This is a genomic window from Flavobacterium sp. (assembly GCF_047602195.1).
In the GTDB taxonomy this organism is placed as follows: Bacteria; Bacteroidota; Bacteroidia; order Flavobacteriales; family Flavobacteriaceae; genus Flavobacterium.
On record NZ_JASGHW010000002.1, the window covers coordinates 135,486 to 152,280 of the forward strand.

At 46.9% G+C, this 16,795-nt stretch carries 18 protein-coding genes; 4 read left to right on the forward strand and 14 right to left on the reverse strand.

What is annotated here, in order from left to right; all coding sequences use genetic code 11:
- Positions 1-2 precede the first annotated feature (2 nt).
- Entirely contained in the window at positions 3-338 is a 336-nt protein-coding gene (gldC, locus tag QM717_RS01600) for a gliding motility protein GldC (protein WP_415034161.1), read from the reverse strand.
- Positions 328-1,293: a gliding motility lipoprotein GldB gene (gldB, locus tag QM717_RS01605; RefSeq protein WP_415034163.1), complete on the reverse strand. Its 966-nt coding sequence runs from the start codon at positions 1,291-1,293 to the stop codon at positions 328-330. The genes gldC and gldB overlap by 11 nt, the downstream gene beginning before the upstream one ends.
- Positions 1,294-1,388: 95 nt before the next feature.
- Between gldB and nadE the strand changes: the two genes are divergently transcribed.
- Positions 1,389-2,189, forward strand: coding sequence for an NAD(+) synthase (gene nadE / locus QM717_RS01610; RefSeq protein WP_415034165.1), 801 nt, complete (start codon positions 1,389-1,391; stop codon positions 2,187-2,189).
- An 89-nt stretch (positions 2,190-2,278) separates the two neighbouring features.
- On the forward strand, positions 2,279-2,908 hold the full coding sequence (locus QM717_RS01615; RefSeq protein WP_415034167.1) for a LuxR C-terminal-related transcriptional regulator: 630 nt from the start codon (positions 2,279-2,281) through the stop codon (positions 2,906-2,908).
- Here the strand turns inward: QM717_RS01615 and dnaG are convergent.
- The 5 genes from dnaG to QM717_RS01640 form a co-directional block, all read right to left on the reverse strand.
- The gene (gene dnaG, locus QM717_RS01620; protein WP_415034169.1) at positions 2,905-4,884 is read right to left on the reverse strand and encodes a DNA primase; all 1,980 of its coding nucleotides are present in this window, start codon (positions 4,882-4,884) and stop codon (positions 2,905-2,907) included. The genes QM717_RS01615 and dnaG overlap by 4 nt on opposite strands.
- 241 nt (positions 4,885-5,125) lie before the next feature.
- Positions 5,126-6,178, reverse strand: coding sequence for a hypothetical protein (locus QM717_RS01625; protein ID WP_415034171.1), 1,053 nt, complete (start codon positions 6,176-6,178; stop codon positions 5,126-5,128).
- Between the two features lie 32 nt (positions 6,179-6,210).
- Positions 6,211-6,939, reverse strand: coding sequence for a hypothetical protein (locus QM717_RS01630; RefSeq protein ID WP_415034173.1), 729 nt, complete (start codon positions 6,937-6,939; stop codon positions 6,211-6,213).
- Positions 6,920-7,486, reverse strand: a complete 567-nt coding sequence (locus QM717_RS01635; RefSeq protein ID WP_415034174.1) for an RNA polymerase sigma factor — start codon at positions 7,484-7,486, stop codon at positions 6,920-6,922. Before QM717_RS01635 ends, QM717_RS01630 begins: the two co-directional genes overlap by 20 nt.
- A gap of 138 nt (positions 7,487-7,624) precedes the next feature.
- Positions 7,625-8,602, reverse strand: a complete 978-nt coding sequence (locus tag QM717_RS01640) for a polyprenyl synthetase family protein (RefSeq protein WP_415034176.1) — start codon at positions 8,600-8,602, stop codon at positions 7,625-7,627.
- Positions 8,603-8,729: 127 nt separating this feature from the next.
- On the opposite strand from QM717_RS01640, the gene QM717_RS01645 reads away from it, so the two are divergent.
- Positions 8,730-9,560, forward strand: coding sequence for a hypothetical protein (locus tag QM717_RS01645; protein ID WP_415034178.1), 831 nt, complete (start codon positions 8,730-8,732; stop codon positions 9,558-9,560).
- A gap of 49 nt (positions 9,561-9,609) precedes the next feature.
- On the opposite strand, the gene rlmN is transcribed toward QM717_RS01645, so the two are convergent.
- Complete coding sequence (gene rlmN / locus QM717_RS01650) at positions 9,610-10,653, reverse strand: 23S rRNA (adenine(2503)-C(2))-methyltransferase RlmN (protein ID WP_415034180.1); 1,044 nt, start codon at positions 10,651-10,653, stop codon at positions 9,610-9,612.
- Between the two features lie 71 nt (positions 10,654-10,724).
- Here rlmN and QM717_RS01655 point away from each other — a divergent pair, with 71 nt between their 5' ends.
- A complete protein-coding gene (locus QM717_RS01655) occupies positions 10,725-11,366 on the forward strand; it encodes an O-methyltransferase (protein WP_415034182.1) in 642 nt (213 codons plus the stop codon).
- Here the strand turns inward: QM717_RS01655 and QM717_RS01660 are convergent.
- The 6 genes from QM717_RS01660 to QM717_RS01685 form a co-directional block, all read right to left on the reverse strand.
- A complete protein-coding gene (locus tag QM717_RS01660) occupies positions 11,322-11,939 on the reverse strand; it encodes a phosphatase PAP2 family protein (RefSeq protein WP_415034184.1) in 618 nt (205 codons plus the stop codon). The genes QM717_RS01655 and QM717_RS01660 overlap by 45 nt on opposite strands.
- A complete protein-coding gene (locus QM717_RS01665) occupies positions 11,939-12,307 on the reverse strand; it encodes a twin-arginine translocase TatA/TatE family subunit (protein WP_415034186.1) in 369 nt (122 codons plus the stop codon). Before QM717_RS01665 ends, QM717_RS01660 begins: the two co-directional genes overlap by 1 nt.
- 75 nt (positions 12,308-12,382) lie before the next feature.
- Positions 12,383-14,614: a M1 family metallopeptidase gene (locus tag QM717_RS01670; RefSeq protein WP_415034188.1), complete on the reverse strand. Its 2,232-nt coding sequence runs from the start codon at positions 14,612-14,614 to the stop codon at positions 12,383-12,385.
- Between the two features lie 52 nt (positions 14,615-14,666).
- A complete protein-coding gene (locus tag QM717_RS01675; protein WP_415034190.1) occupies positions 14,667-15,164 on the reverse strand; it encodes a DUF6702 family protein in 498 nt (165 codons plus the stop codon).
- Entirely contained in the window at positions 15,161-15,916 is a 756-nt protein-coding gene (locus QM717_RS01680; protein ID WP_415034192.1) for a hypothetical protein, read from the reverse strand. Before QM717_RS01680 ends, QM717_RS01675 begins: the two co-directional genes overlap by 4 nt.
- The gene (locus tag QM717_RS01685; protein ID WP_415034194.1) at positions 15,897-16,553 is read right to left on the reverse strand and encodes a hypothetical protein; all 657 of its coding nucleotides are present in this window, start codon (positions 16,551-16,553) and stop codon (positions 15,897-15,899) included. The genes QM717_RS01680 and QM717_RS01685 overlap by 20 nt, the downstream gene beginning before the upstream one ends.
- Between the last annotated feature and the right edge of the window lie 242 nt (positions 16,554-16,795).

Genomic DNA, 16,795 nt, shown 5'->3' on the forward strand with positions numbered 1-16,795 from the left:
ATTTACTTCATCAAATCCATCTTTTCCGCAAAATAATCGCAGAAATCTTTCATCGTATCGGCCATCTTTTCATCGTCGGTGGCGCGTTTAAAAGTGTCTGACATGGCCACCAAAGTCTGGTGGAAGAACTTCTTCATTTCGTCGACCGGCATGTCCTTGGTCCACAAATCGATGCGCAGTGTCTCCTGCGCCTTGCTGTCCCAGATGGAAAGCAAAATCGCCTTGGCTTCTTCGTTGTTGACCCCACCATCTTTGGCAGTCCAGCTCAGTTTTTCGGGCACGCGATTTTCGTCGAGTTCGATGTTGAATTTGATTTCGGAAGTGATTTTATTCGGCATTTTTCTTGGGTTTGTATTTGGATTTTTCGAACAGTTCTTTACTGTCGGTCATGAGCATTTGTTGGATCGAAACCTTGTTGTTTTCCATGTAGGCGCGTACAATCTGCCAACCGAGCCACGCCCCTACACGGCCCGGTGATTCATTGTCGATCTCGAGATAGAATTTGGAAAACGGCGCAGGGTTGATGAAACGCGGCAACAATTTCTGGTCGGTGCTGTACAACAATTGGTCGTCGATAAAATAACGCCACATATAGCCTTCGTTCTCCTGGCACCAGGTGATTTGCTGGGGTTTGTAGCCCATCTTGTCGGCATCGCTGTATTCGGGCAATAGGATGTCTTTGAGGTACAATTCCTTTCCGGCGTAAACCATGTACGACAGCAAGGTGTTGTCGGTCGGCGGCGGAATCTTGCGCGCGGTAAAACTGCTCACGATATCGGGCAGGATTTGGTTTGGCTCGAAATTCTGTTTCAAATATTCCGGGAATTGATAGAAACGGTGGGTTTTACCGAGATACAACTCAAGGGAAACGATCACGAGGCTGTCGGCATAAATCGCTTTGGTGTTGTAATCCATATCGGCAATCATGGTAATCACCTTGGGCTTTTTGGTCTTTGGGAAATAGTATTCGATGTGTTTGAAAAGTTCTTCGATTTGTTCGGTTTGGGTGTTGAAATTGCCGAACTTTTTCTGTACTTCGCCATACAATTCGCGCCACTGCGGGTTTTGCATCTTGTCAATCCAGATTTTATCGTCGGTTCCTTGCGGAAAGAAATACGGATATTCGCTTTTGAGTTGGCCTAGATCCTCGGGTTTGGTCTCAAAGAAAGCCTTGTCGAAACGCTCCACCTTGAGGCTCATCGGGATTTCTTCGACCGCTTTTTCGACCTGCGACTTCTGATTACACGAATATAAGGCAACAACCAATGCGAATAATGTAAATATTTTCTTCATTTCTTAACGTAAATTAGCCTTAGGATTCTGTCAGTGCGGTAATATTATTTAAGTTTGCAAATATACACGGACATCTTTTAAAATTTCTAAATACTATGCAAAAATTAGCGCCCATCAATGCCGAGAAAGTCAATGGTCAAATCGTGAATTGGCTCAAGGAATATGCGACAAATGCCAAAGTGAACGGATTTGTTGTGGGGATTTCGGGCGGAATCGATTCGGCGGTTACTTCTACGCTTTGCGCGCAGACGGGACTCAAGGTCTTGTGCGTCGAGATGCCAATCCACCAGGCGCAGAGTCAAGTGAGCCGCGGACGCCAGCACATCGAGCAGTTGATGCAGCGTTTTCCGAATGTGGACCGAGCCGAAACCGAACTTACCCAGGTGTTCGAACATTTCAAACAAGTGGTGCCCGAAGATACCGATAGCGTTAAATTGAATCTTTCTTTGGCCAACACACGCGCGCGCCTGCGCATGACCACTTTGTATTATTACGCCGGGATCTATGGCTTGCTCGTGGCCGGCACCGGTAATAAAGTCGAGGATTTTGGTGTCGGATTCTTTACCAAATACGGCGACGGCGGCGTCGATTTGAGTCCGATTGCCGATTTGATGAAATCGGATGTGTATGCCTTGGCAAAATACCTCAACGTACCCGAATCCATCCAGAAAGCGGCCCCTACCGATGGCTTATTCGGCGACGACCGTACCGATGAAGACCAGCTCGGCGCAAGCTACGACGAACTCGAATGGGCGATGCTACAGAGCGAAACCGGGAAAACGATTGACGATTTCACAGGACGTGAAAAGTCGGTGTTCGAGATATACAAACGCCTAAACAAATCTAACCAACACAAAATGAATGCGATACCGATTTGTTTAGTTAATCGGGATTAATGGCATTTTATCTAAAATATTAGAAACTTTATGTTTTTTTTAACTAAATTAGCAACTGATTTCTAACAAATTAATTAAAAGCAATAGATATGATTAGAGTTTGTTTAGCAGACAATTATCCTGTTGTCCATTTTGGAGTCAAATCGTACTTTAAGGATCACATAGACATCAGCATTGTAGCCAATGTAGGGAATTTTTCTATGGTGAAAGACGTTCTGTATACGAAAGAGATTGATGTCCTGGTTCTGGATTTAGATTTGGACGGACTCTCCAGTATATATGAGTTAAAGGCAATCATTAAAAATTACACGAAAACCAAGATCATCGTCTTCAGTAGTTTTTCGGAACAGATATATGCCCCCAACGCAATTAAAGCTGGTGTTGCCGGTTATGTACACAAGACCTCCAAACTCGAAAGCCTCGGGATTGCGATCATGAAAGTACACCAGGGCAATGTCATCCTGAACGAAACCATCAAGAAAAACCTAGCCTTGATCGCCAAACAGAACAAGAGCGAGCGTTTGTACCGCAAATTGTCGAACCGCGAAATCGAGGTGCTGCGTTATTTGAGCAACGGCAAAAAGAACAATGAGATTTCGGCCATTTTGGGCCTCAATGAGAAAACAATCAGTACGTACAAACTGCGTTTGCTTACCAAACTGAACGTCACCAACCTCGTAGACCTGGTCAATAAAGCAAAAACCCTCGAAATCGTTTAATTATAGCGCGACATTACTCTCCCCAATTTTTTCGAAAAAGTATTGATCAGTTTGTGGTAATCCATGGCCATCGACAAGGGTTCGGTATTGTCGGCATCGGGCTCGTTTGAGATTTCCCCTTTGAGTTCTTCAATGATTTTACTCACGAGAAACCACCGCAAGGTCAGGATGGTTTCCGATACGTATTGCCCGATGGTTTGGTCCTTGAGCTTGACGATGATCTGCTGGCCTTCCCAATTGTGTAGCGCCTGCTGTTCCTCGTTCATCAAGATATCGGTCACCTCGGCGGAGAATTCAGGCGGCAATTGCGCCAAATACTGTTCGATGCTGAACGTCTCGTTCTGGTGGAAATAATTGATCAAATCGTTGTAAATAGCCCGGAACAACGGATTGGCCAATTCAACCTCATCTTCCTGCAAGCTCAAATAAATGCGTTGGTAGACTTTGTACTCCTTGGTTTCGGAAGCCATTTCGATTTCGCCTTCTTCATTGGTTTTGAGGATCACATCCTCGAAATCTTCGCTTTTATGTCCGTAAAGCAATAAAATTTCGATGATTCTGCGCTCGAGTTCGTATTGCACATCGATTTTTTCCTGCGGTAGCGGTTCGTCATTCTTGACCACCTCGAATGCTTTCTGCTGTTCTTCCTTGAGATTTTTACCGGCTTCCTTGAGGTCTTTCTGGACGAGTTGGGCCAACGTATTGAGCAAGACCTGTTCGGAAATATCCATGATGCGCGAGGTTTCCTGGATGTAGATTTCACGCTGGATGCGGTCCTTGATCTTGGAAATACTGACCACCATATCGCGGATCAGGTCGGCTTTCTTGACCGGGTCGTTCTTGGCTTCATCCATGAGCAAAGACGCCTTGAACTGGATAAAATCCTTGGCGTTGTGCTCGAGATAAGCGAGCAATTCCTCATACGACGATTTCTTGGCAAAACTGTCCGGGTCTTCCCCATCCGGGAACGTACAAACCTTGACGTTCATGCCTTCCTCGAGAATCAGGTCGATGCCTCGAATCGACGCGCGCAAACCGGCTGCATCGCCGTCGAAAAGCACCGTGATATTTTTGGTCAATCGGTTGATGAGCCGAATCTGGTCCGGTGTCAAAGCCGTTCCAGAGGAAGCCACGACGTTTTCCACGCCGGCCTGGTTGAACTGGATCACATCGGTGTAACCTTCCACCAAATAACAATTATTTTGTTTGGCAATCGCCTGTTTGGCGTGGTAAATCCCATAAAGGACTTTACTCTTGTGGTAAATATCGCTTTCTGGAGAGTTCAGGTACTTGGCGGCTTTCTTGTCGTTGGTCAAAATCCTTCCACCGAAACCGAGCGTACGTCCTGACATGCTTTGGATCGGGAACATGACGCGGCCGCGAAAACGATCGATCAAACGTTCTTCTTTGTTGATCGTCAATCCGGTACTTTCAAGAAATTCCAGTTTGTAACCTTTGCCGAGCGCTTCCTTGGAAAATGCATCCCAGGTTTCGGGCGAATAACCGAGCCCGAACTTTTTGATCGTTTCATTGGTAAAACCGCGCTCCTTGAAATAGGAATACCCGATGGCTTTGCCTTCTTCGGTGTGGAGCAAGACATTGTGGAAATATTCTTTGGCGAACTCCGAAACCAAATACATGCTTTCACGCAGGTCGGTGTTGGCTTTTTCCTCGGCTGATTGTTCGGTTTCCTCGATCTCGATGTTGTATTTCTTGGCGAGATAGCGAATCGCTTCAGGATAAGTGAAATGTTCGTGTTCCATCAAAAAGGCAATCGCGTTGCCGCCTTTCCCAGACGAGAAATCTTTCCAGATTTGCTTGACAGGCGACACCATAAACGAAGGCGAACGCTCATCGGTAAACGGGCTCAGCCCCTTGAAATTACTACCTGCGCGTTTGAGCTGTACAAAATCACCGATCACTTCCTCGACGCGGGTGACTTCGAAAACGGTATCGATGGTTGATTTTGAGATCATTTTGGAGTGCCTGCGCTTTTTTGACAGGTTTCAAAGTTACAAACTTACTTCATATTATGAAGCATTTTTTAGCCCTGATGGTAGCGGCATCCTTTTGCTGGTTTCTTTAGCCGGCAAAAGATTACCTTCGGTCAGTTCGGCCTATGGCCTCGGGTGGAGCGGACAGCAGGAATAGCTACCAACAAAAAAGCACCTCTTGCGAAGTGCTTCTTCCAAAATATGTAACTAACTCTATAACAAACTAATTGAAGTCGAAACGCATGCCTGCCGAGATGTTGTGCTGGTCGACCGCATTGTCCTTGAACATCGGATTGAGGTCGTATTTGACGTACAAACTCGCCTGGCCATAACCGACATACGCGCTCAAACCATAGTTCCAGTCATCGACATTCCAACTGCCTTTTTGTTCTTCCTTGATGCGGTAGCCGTCGACTTTATACGACAGGAATTGTTTCGAATTGGTATTGTAACCCACAAAACCACCGAGACCGAAACGGAAGCCGTCGTGCGAACGGAACAATCTTTTACCGTCTTTTTCTTCGGGTTTGCTGAAATCGAATTCGAGGTGCAACGGCAAAGTCAGGAAGACGTTCTTGAAATAAGTGTCTTTGGCGCGCAATCCGAGCGGGTATTCCATCATGACGGTTTGCTTGCCCGCGTCGACAAAATAACGGTTGTCGGTCGCATGGAGCGTGTTGTACATGAACGACAGTCCGTATTTAAAGTGGAGCAGGTTGTTGTTGGGCAAGATGCGGGTGTTCAACGTCAAACCCCATTCGAAGAAGTGCGAACGACCGTAACCGAAATCGGAGTTGGCCACCGCGCCGTCGGTCACGAGGTTATTGAATCCGAAGGCCAGCACGAGTTGGGATGTGGTGCGTTTTTCGCCGTTTTCCTTCTCCCATTTTTCCCATTCGCGGTTTTTGTAGCCGCCCGGAATCGAAATCGTATGTTCTTTTTCGGTTTCCTTGGCGGCGATTTTGCCGTCGACTTTTTCCTGTACGAGATCGTCGAGTTCTTTCTTGGCGGCCGCTACACGGTATTCGATGCTTTTGGCACGCGATTCGGCCAATTGGAGTTTTTTGTCATCGGCCTGGGCATTGGTGATCGAGCCGTTTTCGAGTTGGGCATTGACCGCTTCGATTTCGAGCTTGAGCGTCTCTTTTTCTTCTTTGGTGATCGTTTCGATCTTGTCGGCGATGGCTTTGGCCTTGTCCTCAAAGGTTTCCTGACCGAAAGATTTCGTTAGGAAAAGGCACAGCAGTGACGATAAGTAAATTGTAAAATTTCTCATGATTGTTAGGATTAAGTAAGGTGATTAATGATTTAGTCGTTGTTTCTGTTGACGACCGCCTCGGCGACTTCACCGGCGCGGCGCAGCATTTTTTCTCGGAACGAAAGGTTGACCTGGTGATCGACTTCCGAAAGCAGGTTTTTGGCGTTGACCTTGACCGAGGTTTTGGGTTTCGCGCCTGGAGTTTGTGCAACCGATGCCAAAAGTTCGTCAACTTTGGCGGCAGTTACAGGCTGTTCCGTTTTTTGATTGCCCGTTGCCAATTCTTCTTTGACTTGATTGCTGGCAAAATTTGTCGATTGATTACTGTTCGAAGCGATTAACTTTTCGTTGCCAGGAGAGGCGTTAATCGCTTCAACAGTTTGGATGTTTTGATTGTGATTGATTGGATTTGATTTTGATTGATGATTGTATTTTGAATTTGTTGATGCTGCCGATGCAATCGCCTCAGAATCTGTAGCGCGAATGATGATTTGTTCTTGTGCCTTTTTATCTGTTTTATCGACTGGGCTTTCGAAAACCACTTGGTTTTGTATGCCTTTGTCAACTACTTCCTCGGTTTGGCTGAAAAAAATCGTCGCGATGAACAAAAAACCGACAATGCCCGCAGCGATGTAGAGCCAACCAAAAGAGCGTTTTGGCTTTTCTTGTTCGGCTACGGCCAGCATCGCATCCAATCGGTCCCAAGCCTTGTCGCTCGGCATGATCTCGCGTGCATCCATTTTATTTTTCAGCTCCTTTTCAAATTGATTCCGTTCCATTACTGTAGTTTTTTTGTCTTAATACCTGTTCCTGCAACATCCGTCGGGCATGGCACAATTGCGATTTGGAAGTGCCTTCGCTGATGCCCAGCATCTGGCCTATTTCCTGGTGTTTGTAGCCCTCGATTGCATAGAGGTTGAACACCATTTTGTAACCATCTGGCAGCGAATCGATTAGCGTTTGCAAATCGTCTACGCTCAAATTGCTTTCAATGTTGTTGAACGCGTCTTCCTGGTAATATTCATCCTCTAGGAAACTCACTTTCTTCTGTGCCCGCAAATAGGAAATGCATTCGTTGACCATGATTCGGCGGATCCAACCTTCAAAACTGCCTTTGTGCTCGAAATTCTTGAGGTGGGCAAACACTTTCATGAAAGCAGTAATCATCAAATCTTCGGCGTGGTGTACATCTTTGGTGTACGTCCGGCAAACGCTTAACATTTTGGAAGCATACTTGGAATAAATCTTCTGCTGGGCGTGTCGGTTGTTTTCGACGGCCATCGCGATGATTTCGTGTTCTTCCTGATGTAAGTTGATTACCTTCAAAATGATTGGTTAGTGTTTCTATTGGCATAGACGGAAAGCGTCTAAAAATGGTTGCATGGGGAATCGAAAAATTTAAAAATTAAATGATTCAAAATTGCAAAGACCAACAACAGTAAGGCTTAAGAGAAAAATATTTTTTTATTTTTTTCTTTCAATGACGTAGTTCACCATCAATATCAGTGCTTCCTTGAACTCCGATTCGGGGTAATTTTGGATCAATTGGAGCGCGGCGTATTGGAATTCGACCATCTTTTGTTCGGCATAAGCCAAACCGTTTCTTTCTTTGACAAAAGCGATCACTTCCTTGACGCGTTTCTTGTCCTTGTTGTGGTTCTTGATCGAATTGATGAGCCAGGTCTTTTCCTTGGGCGTACAATTGTTGAGCACATGAATGAGCGGCAAGGTCATTTTTTGCTCCTTGATGTCGATTCCGGTGGGTTTGCCGATGGCTTCCTCGGTATAATCGAACAAATCGTCCTTGATCTGGAACGCCATCCCGATCAGTTCACCAAAATGACGCATATTTTCCACCGCGGCTTCGTCTTCAATCACCGACTTGGCACCCAAAGCGCAACAGGCCGCAATGAGTGTCGCGGTTTTTTTACGGATGATGTCGTAATACACTTCTTCGGTAATGTCGAGCCTTCTCGCCTTTTCGATCTGCAACAATTCGCCTTCGCTCATTTCACGGACCGCCACCGAAATGATCCGCAGCAAATCGAAATCGCCGTGATCGATCGAAAGCAGCAAACCTTTCGAGAGCAAATAATCGCCCACCAATACCGCAATCTTGTTTTTCCACAACGCATTGATCGAGAAAAAGCCACGGCGGCGGTTGCTGTCATCGACCACATCGTCATGTACCAATGTTGCCGTATGGATCAATTCGATTACCGAAGCCCCGCGGTACGTGCGCTCGTTGACCGTTCCGCCCGACACCATCTTGGCGGTCAGGAACACGAACATCGGGCGCATTTGTTTGCCCTTGCGGTTGACGATGTAATAGGTAATTCGGTTGAGCAGCGCCACCTGAGAAGTCATCGATTGGTAGAACTTCTTTTCGAAAAGTTCCATCTCCTGGCGAATGGGCTGTTTTATTTGTGAAGTAATGTTCATCGGCATTCAAAGATACGCCGAACATTTAAAATTTCAAAAGTTAAAAGCAGTTTAAACTTTTTCCGTTTTCGCATTAAACCATCTAACTTTAAGATTGGTCTTAGGCCAACTTTAAACTTATAAATAGATGAAAACAAAAATTTTAGCACTCGGAATCGTCTTGTCGGTATTGGCCATCGGCTGCAACCGCGATGACGACAACAACGCGGTCTCCGTACCGATGACACAGAGCGATGTAAAGGCCAATTCGGAAATGGACAACATATCGGACGACGTTTTGCAGATCACCGAATCGCAATCGAACGAATCGATTTCAGGCCGTGGCGCAGAACCCGGTTTCTTAGGACCTTGCGGCGGAAACATCACTACCACTGTCGAAGGAAATACCTGGATCAGGACCATTGATTTTGGAGCCACCAACTGCATCTTGTGGAACGGCAACCGCGTCCGCGGAAAAATCATCCTGACCTTTACCAATGATTTTGCCAACGACACGCGCACCATCGCCTATGCGTTCGACAATTTCTACCACAACGACCGTCATGTAGAAGGCAACCGTACCGTCGTGAAACGGATTCTCGAAAACGGTCATCCACAGGCAACCATCAGTTTGGCGTTGACCGTCACTGTGCCAAACGGAACCGTCTTGACCCGAAATGGCGAACGCATCCGCGAATTCACCGATGGATACGACACTTGGCTCAACCTAAGCGATAATGTTTTCGCCTACACCGGAAGCTGGACCACCTCGAATTCAACCACCGGAATCACCCATACGGCGACCGTCAACAGTCCGGTCATTGTCAAATGGAATTGCCTGCACTGGATTGTCAGCGGAACGGTTACCTATAACCGCAGCAGCGACAACGCCACGGCCATCCTCGATTATGGCGATGGAGCATGTGACGATGAAGCAACGGTCACGATCAACGGGATCGTCTTTCCGTTTACCTTCTAAAAAAATTGAAATTTAAGAAATGGAAAACCGTCCCCAGCAGACGGTTTTTTTATGCTTCTTTGTTGGCCAATTGCCCGCAGGCGGCATCGATGTCCTTGCCCCGGCTGCGGCGTACCTTGACCACAATATCGTTGGCTTCGAGCGCCCTGATGTAGGCATTGATCGATTCTTCGGAGGCTTGTTGGAATTCGCCGTCATCGATCGGGTTGTACTCGATCAGGTTGACCTTGCACGGCGCAAATTTGCAGAATTTCACGAGCGCATCAATCGAAGCTTTGTTGTCATTGATGTCCTTCCAAACGACATATTCGTAGGTGATTTTGCTTTTGGTTTTCGCGTACCAATATTGCAAGGCTTCCTTCAAATCCTTGAGCGGAAAGTTTTCGCTGAACGGCATGATCTTCGACCGAATCTCATCAATGGCCGAATGCAACGAAACGGCGAGTTTGAATTTGACCTCGTCATCGGCCATTTTCTTGATCATTTTCGGGATGCCCGAAGTGGAAACCGTGATGCGTTTGGGCGACATGCCCAAACCTTCGGGCGACGTGATTTTGTCGATCGCCTTGATGACATTGTTATAATTCATCAGCGGTTCACCCATGCCCATGAACACGATGTTCGACAAGGGATGCCCGTGGTAGAGTCGGCTTTCCTTGTCAATGGCAATCACTTGGTCGTAGATTTCATCTGGATTGAGGTTGCGCATTCTTTTGAGTCGCGCCGTCGCACAGAAATTACAATCGAGACTGCACCCGACTTGACTGGAAACACAAGCCGTGGTCCGCGTTTCGGTAGGAATCAAAACCGATTCGACGACCAGACCATCGTGCAGTCGCACCGCATTCTTGACCGTTCCGTCCGAGCTGCGCTGCATCTGATCGACTTTAATGTGGTTGATCACGAAGTTTTTGTCGAGCATCTCGCGCGTCGATTTGGCCACATTGGTCATGTCGTCAAAACTGTGCGCGCCCTTGTTCCACAGCCATTCGTAGACTTGGTTGCCACGGAATGCCTGGTCGCCGTTTGCCTTGAAAAAATCACGCAATTGGTCTTTGGTCAGGGCTCGGATGTCTTTCTTTTCGATTTCCATGCTGCAAAAGTATGACTATTTGCCGATTTTGTAGATTTCGATTTTATAACTTTGGGAAAAATTTGACGATTATGCACTTCATTTCCGAGCAGTTAGAAAATTACGTGGCCAACCATTCCGAGAACGAACCCGAATTACTCGCGAAATTGAACCGCGAAACACACCAGAAAATCCTGCAGCCCAGAATGCTCAGCGGTCATTTTCAGGGACGCGTTTTGAGCATGCTGTCCAAAATCATCCATCCCAAAAACATCCTCGAAATCGGGACGTATACGGGTTATGCGACTTTATGCATGGCCGAAGGTTTGGCCAAGGACGGGACAATCGACACGCTCGACAACAACGAAGAATTGTACGATTTCCAACGCAAATACTTCGATCTGTCGCCGTGGAAGAACCAAATCCACCAGCATTTGGGCAATGCCTTGGAAATTATTCCGACGCTTGGCAAAAAATTCGACCTCGTTTTTATAGACGCCGATAAGGAAAATTACATCCATTATTTCCACGCCATCATCCCGATGATGAACCCGGGCGGCATCATCTTGTCGGACAATGTGTTGTGGAGCGGGAAAATTTTGGGCGAAGTCAAAGCGAATGACAAAAGCACCAAAGTCTTATTGGAATACAACGAACTGCTCAAAAACGATCCGCGTGTAGAAACGGTTTTATTGCCGATCCGCGACGGACTCACCATGAGCCGTGTCATCTAGAAACTCTTTTTCGTCGGGAAAAAACCGTTGGTGCGTGTGTTTGTAGATTTCCCAAACGATAAAAGCCATCCCGATTCCCCAAATGTAACCGCACAAAATATCGAGCGGGTAATGCAATCCGAGGTAAATACGGCTGTAGGCGAAAATAAGCGGCCACAGGAAAATGAATCCGGTGTATTTGACGTGTCGGCGCATCACAAGGAACAAAAACATGGCCGCCGCCATCGAATTCGAAGCATGGCCCGAAATAAAACTGAATGATTTTCGCTTGACAATCGCACGGATCAAATGCGCCAAATCAGGATCGCTGCCCGGCCGCAGCCTTTGGAAACCATTCTTGAACAGATTCGTCGTTTGGTCGGTAATCAAAATGAGCAAGGCAATCATGACCAATACCAACAGCGAATGTTTCCAACCGAGGTTTTTGAAAACCAGATAGGCAAAAATCAAAAAAATCGGGATCCAGTTCGCCTGGCTCGTAATGAGCAACCAAAACCCGTCAAACCGCTCGCTTCCCAACGAATTCAGGAAAACAAAAAGTCTGCGGTCGAGCTCCAGGATTTGGTCTATCATTAACGCTGGCGTTTAATCGGTCCGGTCAATTCGTCGAGTTCTTCTTTGGATTGTGCGACCTGTCCAGGCAAATCGCCCACGATGTCGTTTTGGATCTTGGTCAGTTGGTCGGGCGCATCGCCAATGAGGTTTTGCTTGGCCTTGTTGATTTCGGCATTGATGTTTCCAGTAATATCGGCCACCGATTGGTTGATGCCGTTTTCCTCCATGCCTTTGTGGATTTCGCTCTTGATGTCGTTGGTCGCATTCTTGAGCTGTGCCATCGCCTTGCCCATGGTACGCGCAATCTCGGGGATTTTATCCGAACCGAAAAGCATCAAAACGATAAAAAGGATGAAGACCAATTCTCCGCCGCCAATTCCAAACATAGCTGATTCATTTGTGATAAGGCCACAAATTTACAAAGTTAAAGCCTTCCCAAGCTGATATTAACAATAATTTGTTTAGTCGAATTTCGATTTCACTTCTTGCTTGGGCCAAGTGTTGTTGGTCAAATCGATATCGGCGGTTTCCTGTTTCGGGTCGATTTCAATTTTGGCAATCGCTTTTTTGACCGCAAACGTACGCGAGACTTGTGAATCGTTGAATTTCCAGATTTGCGCCGGGAACGTATGGCTTTGCTTCGACCCATCTTCAAAAGTAATATCGACCAGGATCGGCATCACGAGTCCGCCCGGTTTGTTGAACGTGACTTCGTAAAAATATTTGGGCGTGTCGAGTTTGGCGCGTTCTTCCGCAGTAAATTTGGATTGCAGGTAATCGTCGAGCGTCTTGATGTTTTTGGCATCGAATGCCTGATCCATTTCGGGTTTGAAATCGGCGCTGCCTTCGGCAATTTGATAGACCATCGGTGCAGGTTCTGTATTGCGTTTGCGTCCTGCTTCCTTTTTTTGGAAACTGGCCGGCGGATCGTTGCTCACAAAAAAACGCTTGACTTCCTTGATGCCGATGTCGTTGAAATCGGTCGTATAAAACCAGCCACGCCAGAACCAATCGAGGTCTACCGCCGAAGCGTCTTCCATCGTCCTGAAAAAATCCTCTGGTGTCGGATGCTTGAATTTCCAGCGGTTCGCATAGGTCTTGAACGCGTAGTCGAACAATTCACGGCCCATGATTGTTTCGCGCAATATATTGAATGCGGCTGCCGGTTTTGCATAAGCGTTGTTGCCAAATTGACGGATGCTTTCCGAATTCGACATGATCGGTTCGAGGGTTTTCGGGTCGCCGCTCATGTAAGGCACGATGCTCGTGGCCGGTCCCCGTCCTGATGGATAATCCGGATCCCAGGCTTTTTCGGTCAAATATTGCAGGAAAGTATTGAGTCCTTCGTCCATCCAGGTCCATTGGCGTTCGTCGGAATTGACAATCATCGGAAAGAAATTGTGCCCCACTTCGTGCATCACGACGGTCATCATCCCATACTTCACGCGGTCGGTATATTTTCCGTCTTCGTCGGGACGCCCCCAGTTCCAACAAATCATCGGATATTCCATGCCTTGGTCCTGTGCGTGCACCGAAACGGCTTTCGGATACGGATAATCGAAGGTATGCGCCGAATAGGTTTTGAGTGTATGCGCAACGACTCTCGTAGAATATTGTTCCCACAACGGGTTGCCTTCCTTCGGATAGACCGAAACGGCCATGACATTTTTGCCTCCCAATTTCACGGCCATCGCATCGTAAATGAATTTTCTGGAAGTTGCAATTCCAAAATCGCGTACGTTTTCAGCCTTGAATTTCCAGGTCTTTTTCTTGGCAGAAAATCCTTTTTCGGCGGCTTCGGCTTCGGCCTGCGTCACGACAATCACGGGTTGGTCGAATGACTTCTCGGCCAATGCATAACGTTTGAGTTGTTCGGCGGTAAAGACTTCCTGGCGGTTTTGCAAGGTTCCGGTCGCTTCCATGACGTGGTCGGCGGGCACGGTGATGTTGACCTCGAAATTCCCGAACGGCAATGCAAATTCGCCGCTGCCCCAGAACTGCATGTTCTGCCAGCCTTCGACGTCGTTGTACACCGCCATTCTTGGGTAAAACTGCGCGATGATGTACAGGTTGTTGCCGTCCTTGTCGAAATGTTCGTAACCCGAACGGCTGCCTTCCACCAAATAATTGATCACGTTGAACCACCATTTGATCGACAGCGAAATCTGCTCGCCGTGCTTTAATGGCCGGTCGAGATCGATGCGCATCATCGTTTCGTTGATCGTGTATTTCATCGGTTTGCCGTTGGCATCCTTGACGTATTCGATGCGGAAACCGCCGTCGAATTTTTCCTCGAGGTATTTGCGCGAAAAATCGTTCACACCAATCGAAGGCGATGCTTTTTCATCCTGGATCAACGGGGTTTTGGAGCTGCGTGCCTTTTGGTTCTGGTCGAGCTGGATCCAAAGATAATCGAGCGATTCCTTGGCGTTGTTGTGATAGGTGATGGTTTCGTTGCCAAAAATCTTGGTGTTCTTGTCGTCGAGTTCGATGTCGATTTTGTAATCGGCCCGTTGCTGGTAATATTCCGGACCCGGTGCACCCGAAGCGGTGCGGTACATATTGGGCGTGGCCAGCACATCATACATTTGGCGGAATTTATCGTTGCGTTCGCGCGAAGTATTTTGGGACGATTCCTGTGCGACGGCAGCCAACGAGATTCCGGCAGCCAACAGGAAAAATAATCTTTTCATAAAGCAGTTTTTGGGTTTTTAAAAATAACTTTTTTTCTAAAACGACAGAAACCTAGTTGAATTTTAACACACCCACCGGTTCGTCCGTCGTGAGTAAAAGACTCTCCTTGTCCCCCGAAACATTGGCATTGATGATGTTTTGCTGTTCGGGATGCAATTCAAAAAGTGCCGTGTTGCGGATTTCCATCGTTTTGATTTTAGTCGCATCCTTGACCGTAAAGTAACAGATGACGACGTTATTTTCAAATTCATGGCTCAGGAATTGAATCGGCTTCGGCTGCCCATTGACCTTGATCGAAAAATGCTGGAGCAGGTAATCTTTCATGCGCGACACATCTTCGGCCGATTCATTTTTCTCGCCCAAAAAAGCCTTTTGCTTGTTTTTGGCTTCCAACACCGCATTGAGGTCATCGATGAAAATACGCGAAGTAATTTGCAGCCTCTTTTTTTCGGGCGCGTATTGGATCTGGTAAATCGAGACATAGAATTGGTGTACCGAAAACGACACCAAAACCAAAGCGAGCAGCAAAAAACCGACCGCCTTTCTCATGGCTTTTGTTTGAGTTGTTGTTCTTCGGCCTGCTCCTGCTTGATTAGGTTCACGTATTCGACGGCCAATTTCTTGACATAAAACATCGTCAACGTTTTGTTTTTGTCTTCGAGTGCGCGCGCAAAATCGGGATCTTCGACGATGTAATATTGAAATCCACCGACGTAATCCGCAGGAATCTTGAGCTCGTTGATGTAATATTCGTCCTCGTACCAGCCATCAAGCTTGAGGAGCAACCGTTCGTTGCGCTCGACCAACACCTGTTTCTTGAGCATTTTGGTGCGGCCCGACAAACGATTGAGTATCGGATCGAGCAAACCCGTCGTGGCCGTCCTTACCTTGCGTTCGGCCGGGGTATAGGTTTTTTGCGCGGTGGGAATCCGAAGATTTTTAGCGTTGATTTCGGTATTCTCGTTGACCTTGACCTCATCGATCGCATTCGCGCTGAGCGTCATTTTGATGATGACGAGCTCGCCCTTGAGGTCTTCCTCGCGGATAAACTTGCGCTTGGTGTCGAGGTTGAAAGAGGACAGAATGAGCAAATCCCCGAGTTTGACTTCAATCGTGAATTCGCCTTTCTTATTGGAAACCGTCGCTTTCTGTGTACGGGAATTCTGGATGTTGATATTTTCGGCAGATGTCGAGTCGACCACGATTTTACCCGAAAACCATTGGGGCGTCGTTTGGGAAAATACCGTCTGGCCCAACAACAGAAAGACCAGGAAAAGCCAATTATTTTTTTTCGTTTGCAAGAATTTCGAGGTATTGTACGGCCATTTCACTCATGATGAACTGCGCCATGGTTTTATTTTTTTCATTCAGGGCTGCCACAAATCTAGGGTTTTCTACGATATAAAATTGAAAACCTTTGACGTGTTCCTCGGGCAGGTTCAGTTTTTCGGTGAAATACTCTTTTTCGAACTGGTCCTCGATTTTGGCCAACAGGAATTCCTTTTTCTCGACTTCCACATTTTTGCGCAACTCTGCCGTTCGGCCCGAGAGCATGTTGAATATGGGATCGAGCGTCACCTTGGTATCGAGCCCGAACTGCGCATTGTAACCGTTGGCCGTCTTGAGCTTGCGTTCGGCGGGTGTGTAACTTTTTTGCCCTCTTGGGATGATCCCGAGATCGACCGCATTGATGTTTTTGTATTGCATCACCGTGACATCGGCGATTTGTTGCATCACGGGATCGAGTTTGACAATCAGCAATTCCTTTTCGAAATCTTCCGTTTCCAGTGGCAGCATTTTGCCCTTGAACAAAGTCGATGAAAACATCAGCGTATCACCTACCGCGGCGACGATCGAGAAATAGCCATTTTCTTGCGTCAATTCGTGGTGTTCGGTTTGTTTGTTGATGACATACACGCCTTTCGAGGCTTCCGGCATAGGCCGAAATTTTCCCCTTCAGGTTTTTACGGTTTTCCTGTGCCAGTGTTTTTTGCGGCACAAATGAAATGGCGACGAATACAAACAGGAATTTGTTCATCTTGTTAGCGTTAAGGTTGGGTAGCGTAAAAGTATTCGGCACGGCTGCCAATTAATTGCCAACGGATTTTTAAATTTCTGTTAATTGAGGTAAAGCGGCATTTTTTTGAGGCGAATCGATTGCGCCAGATTTTTTACCTTTA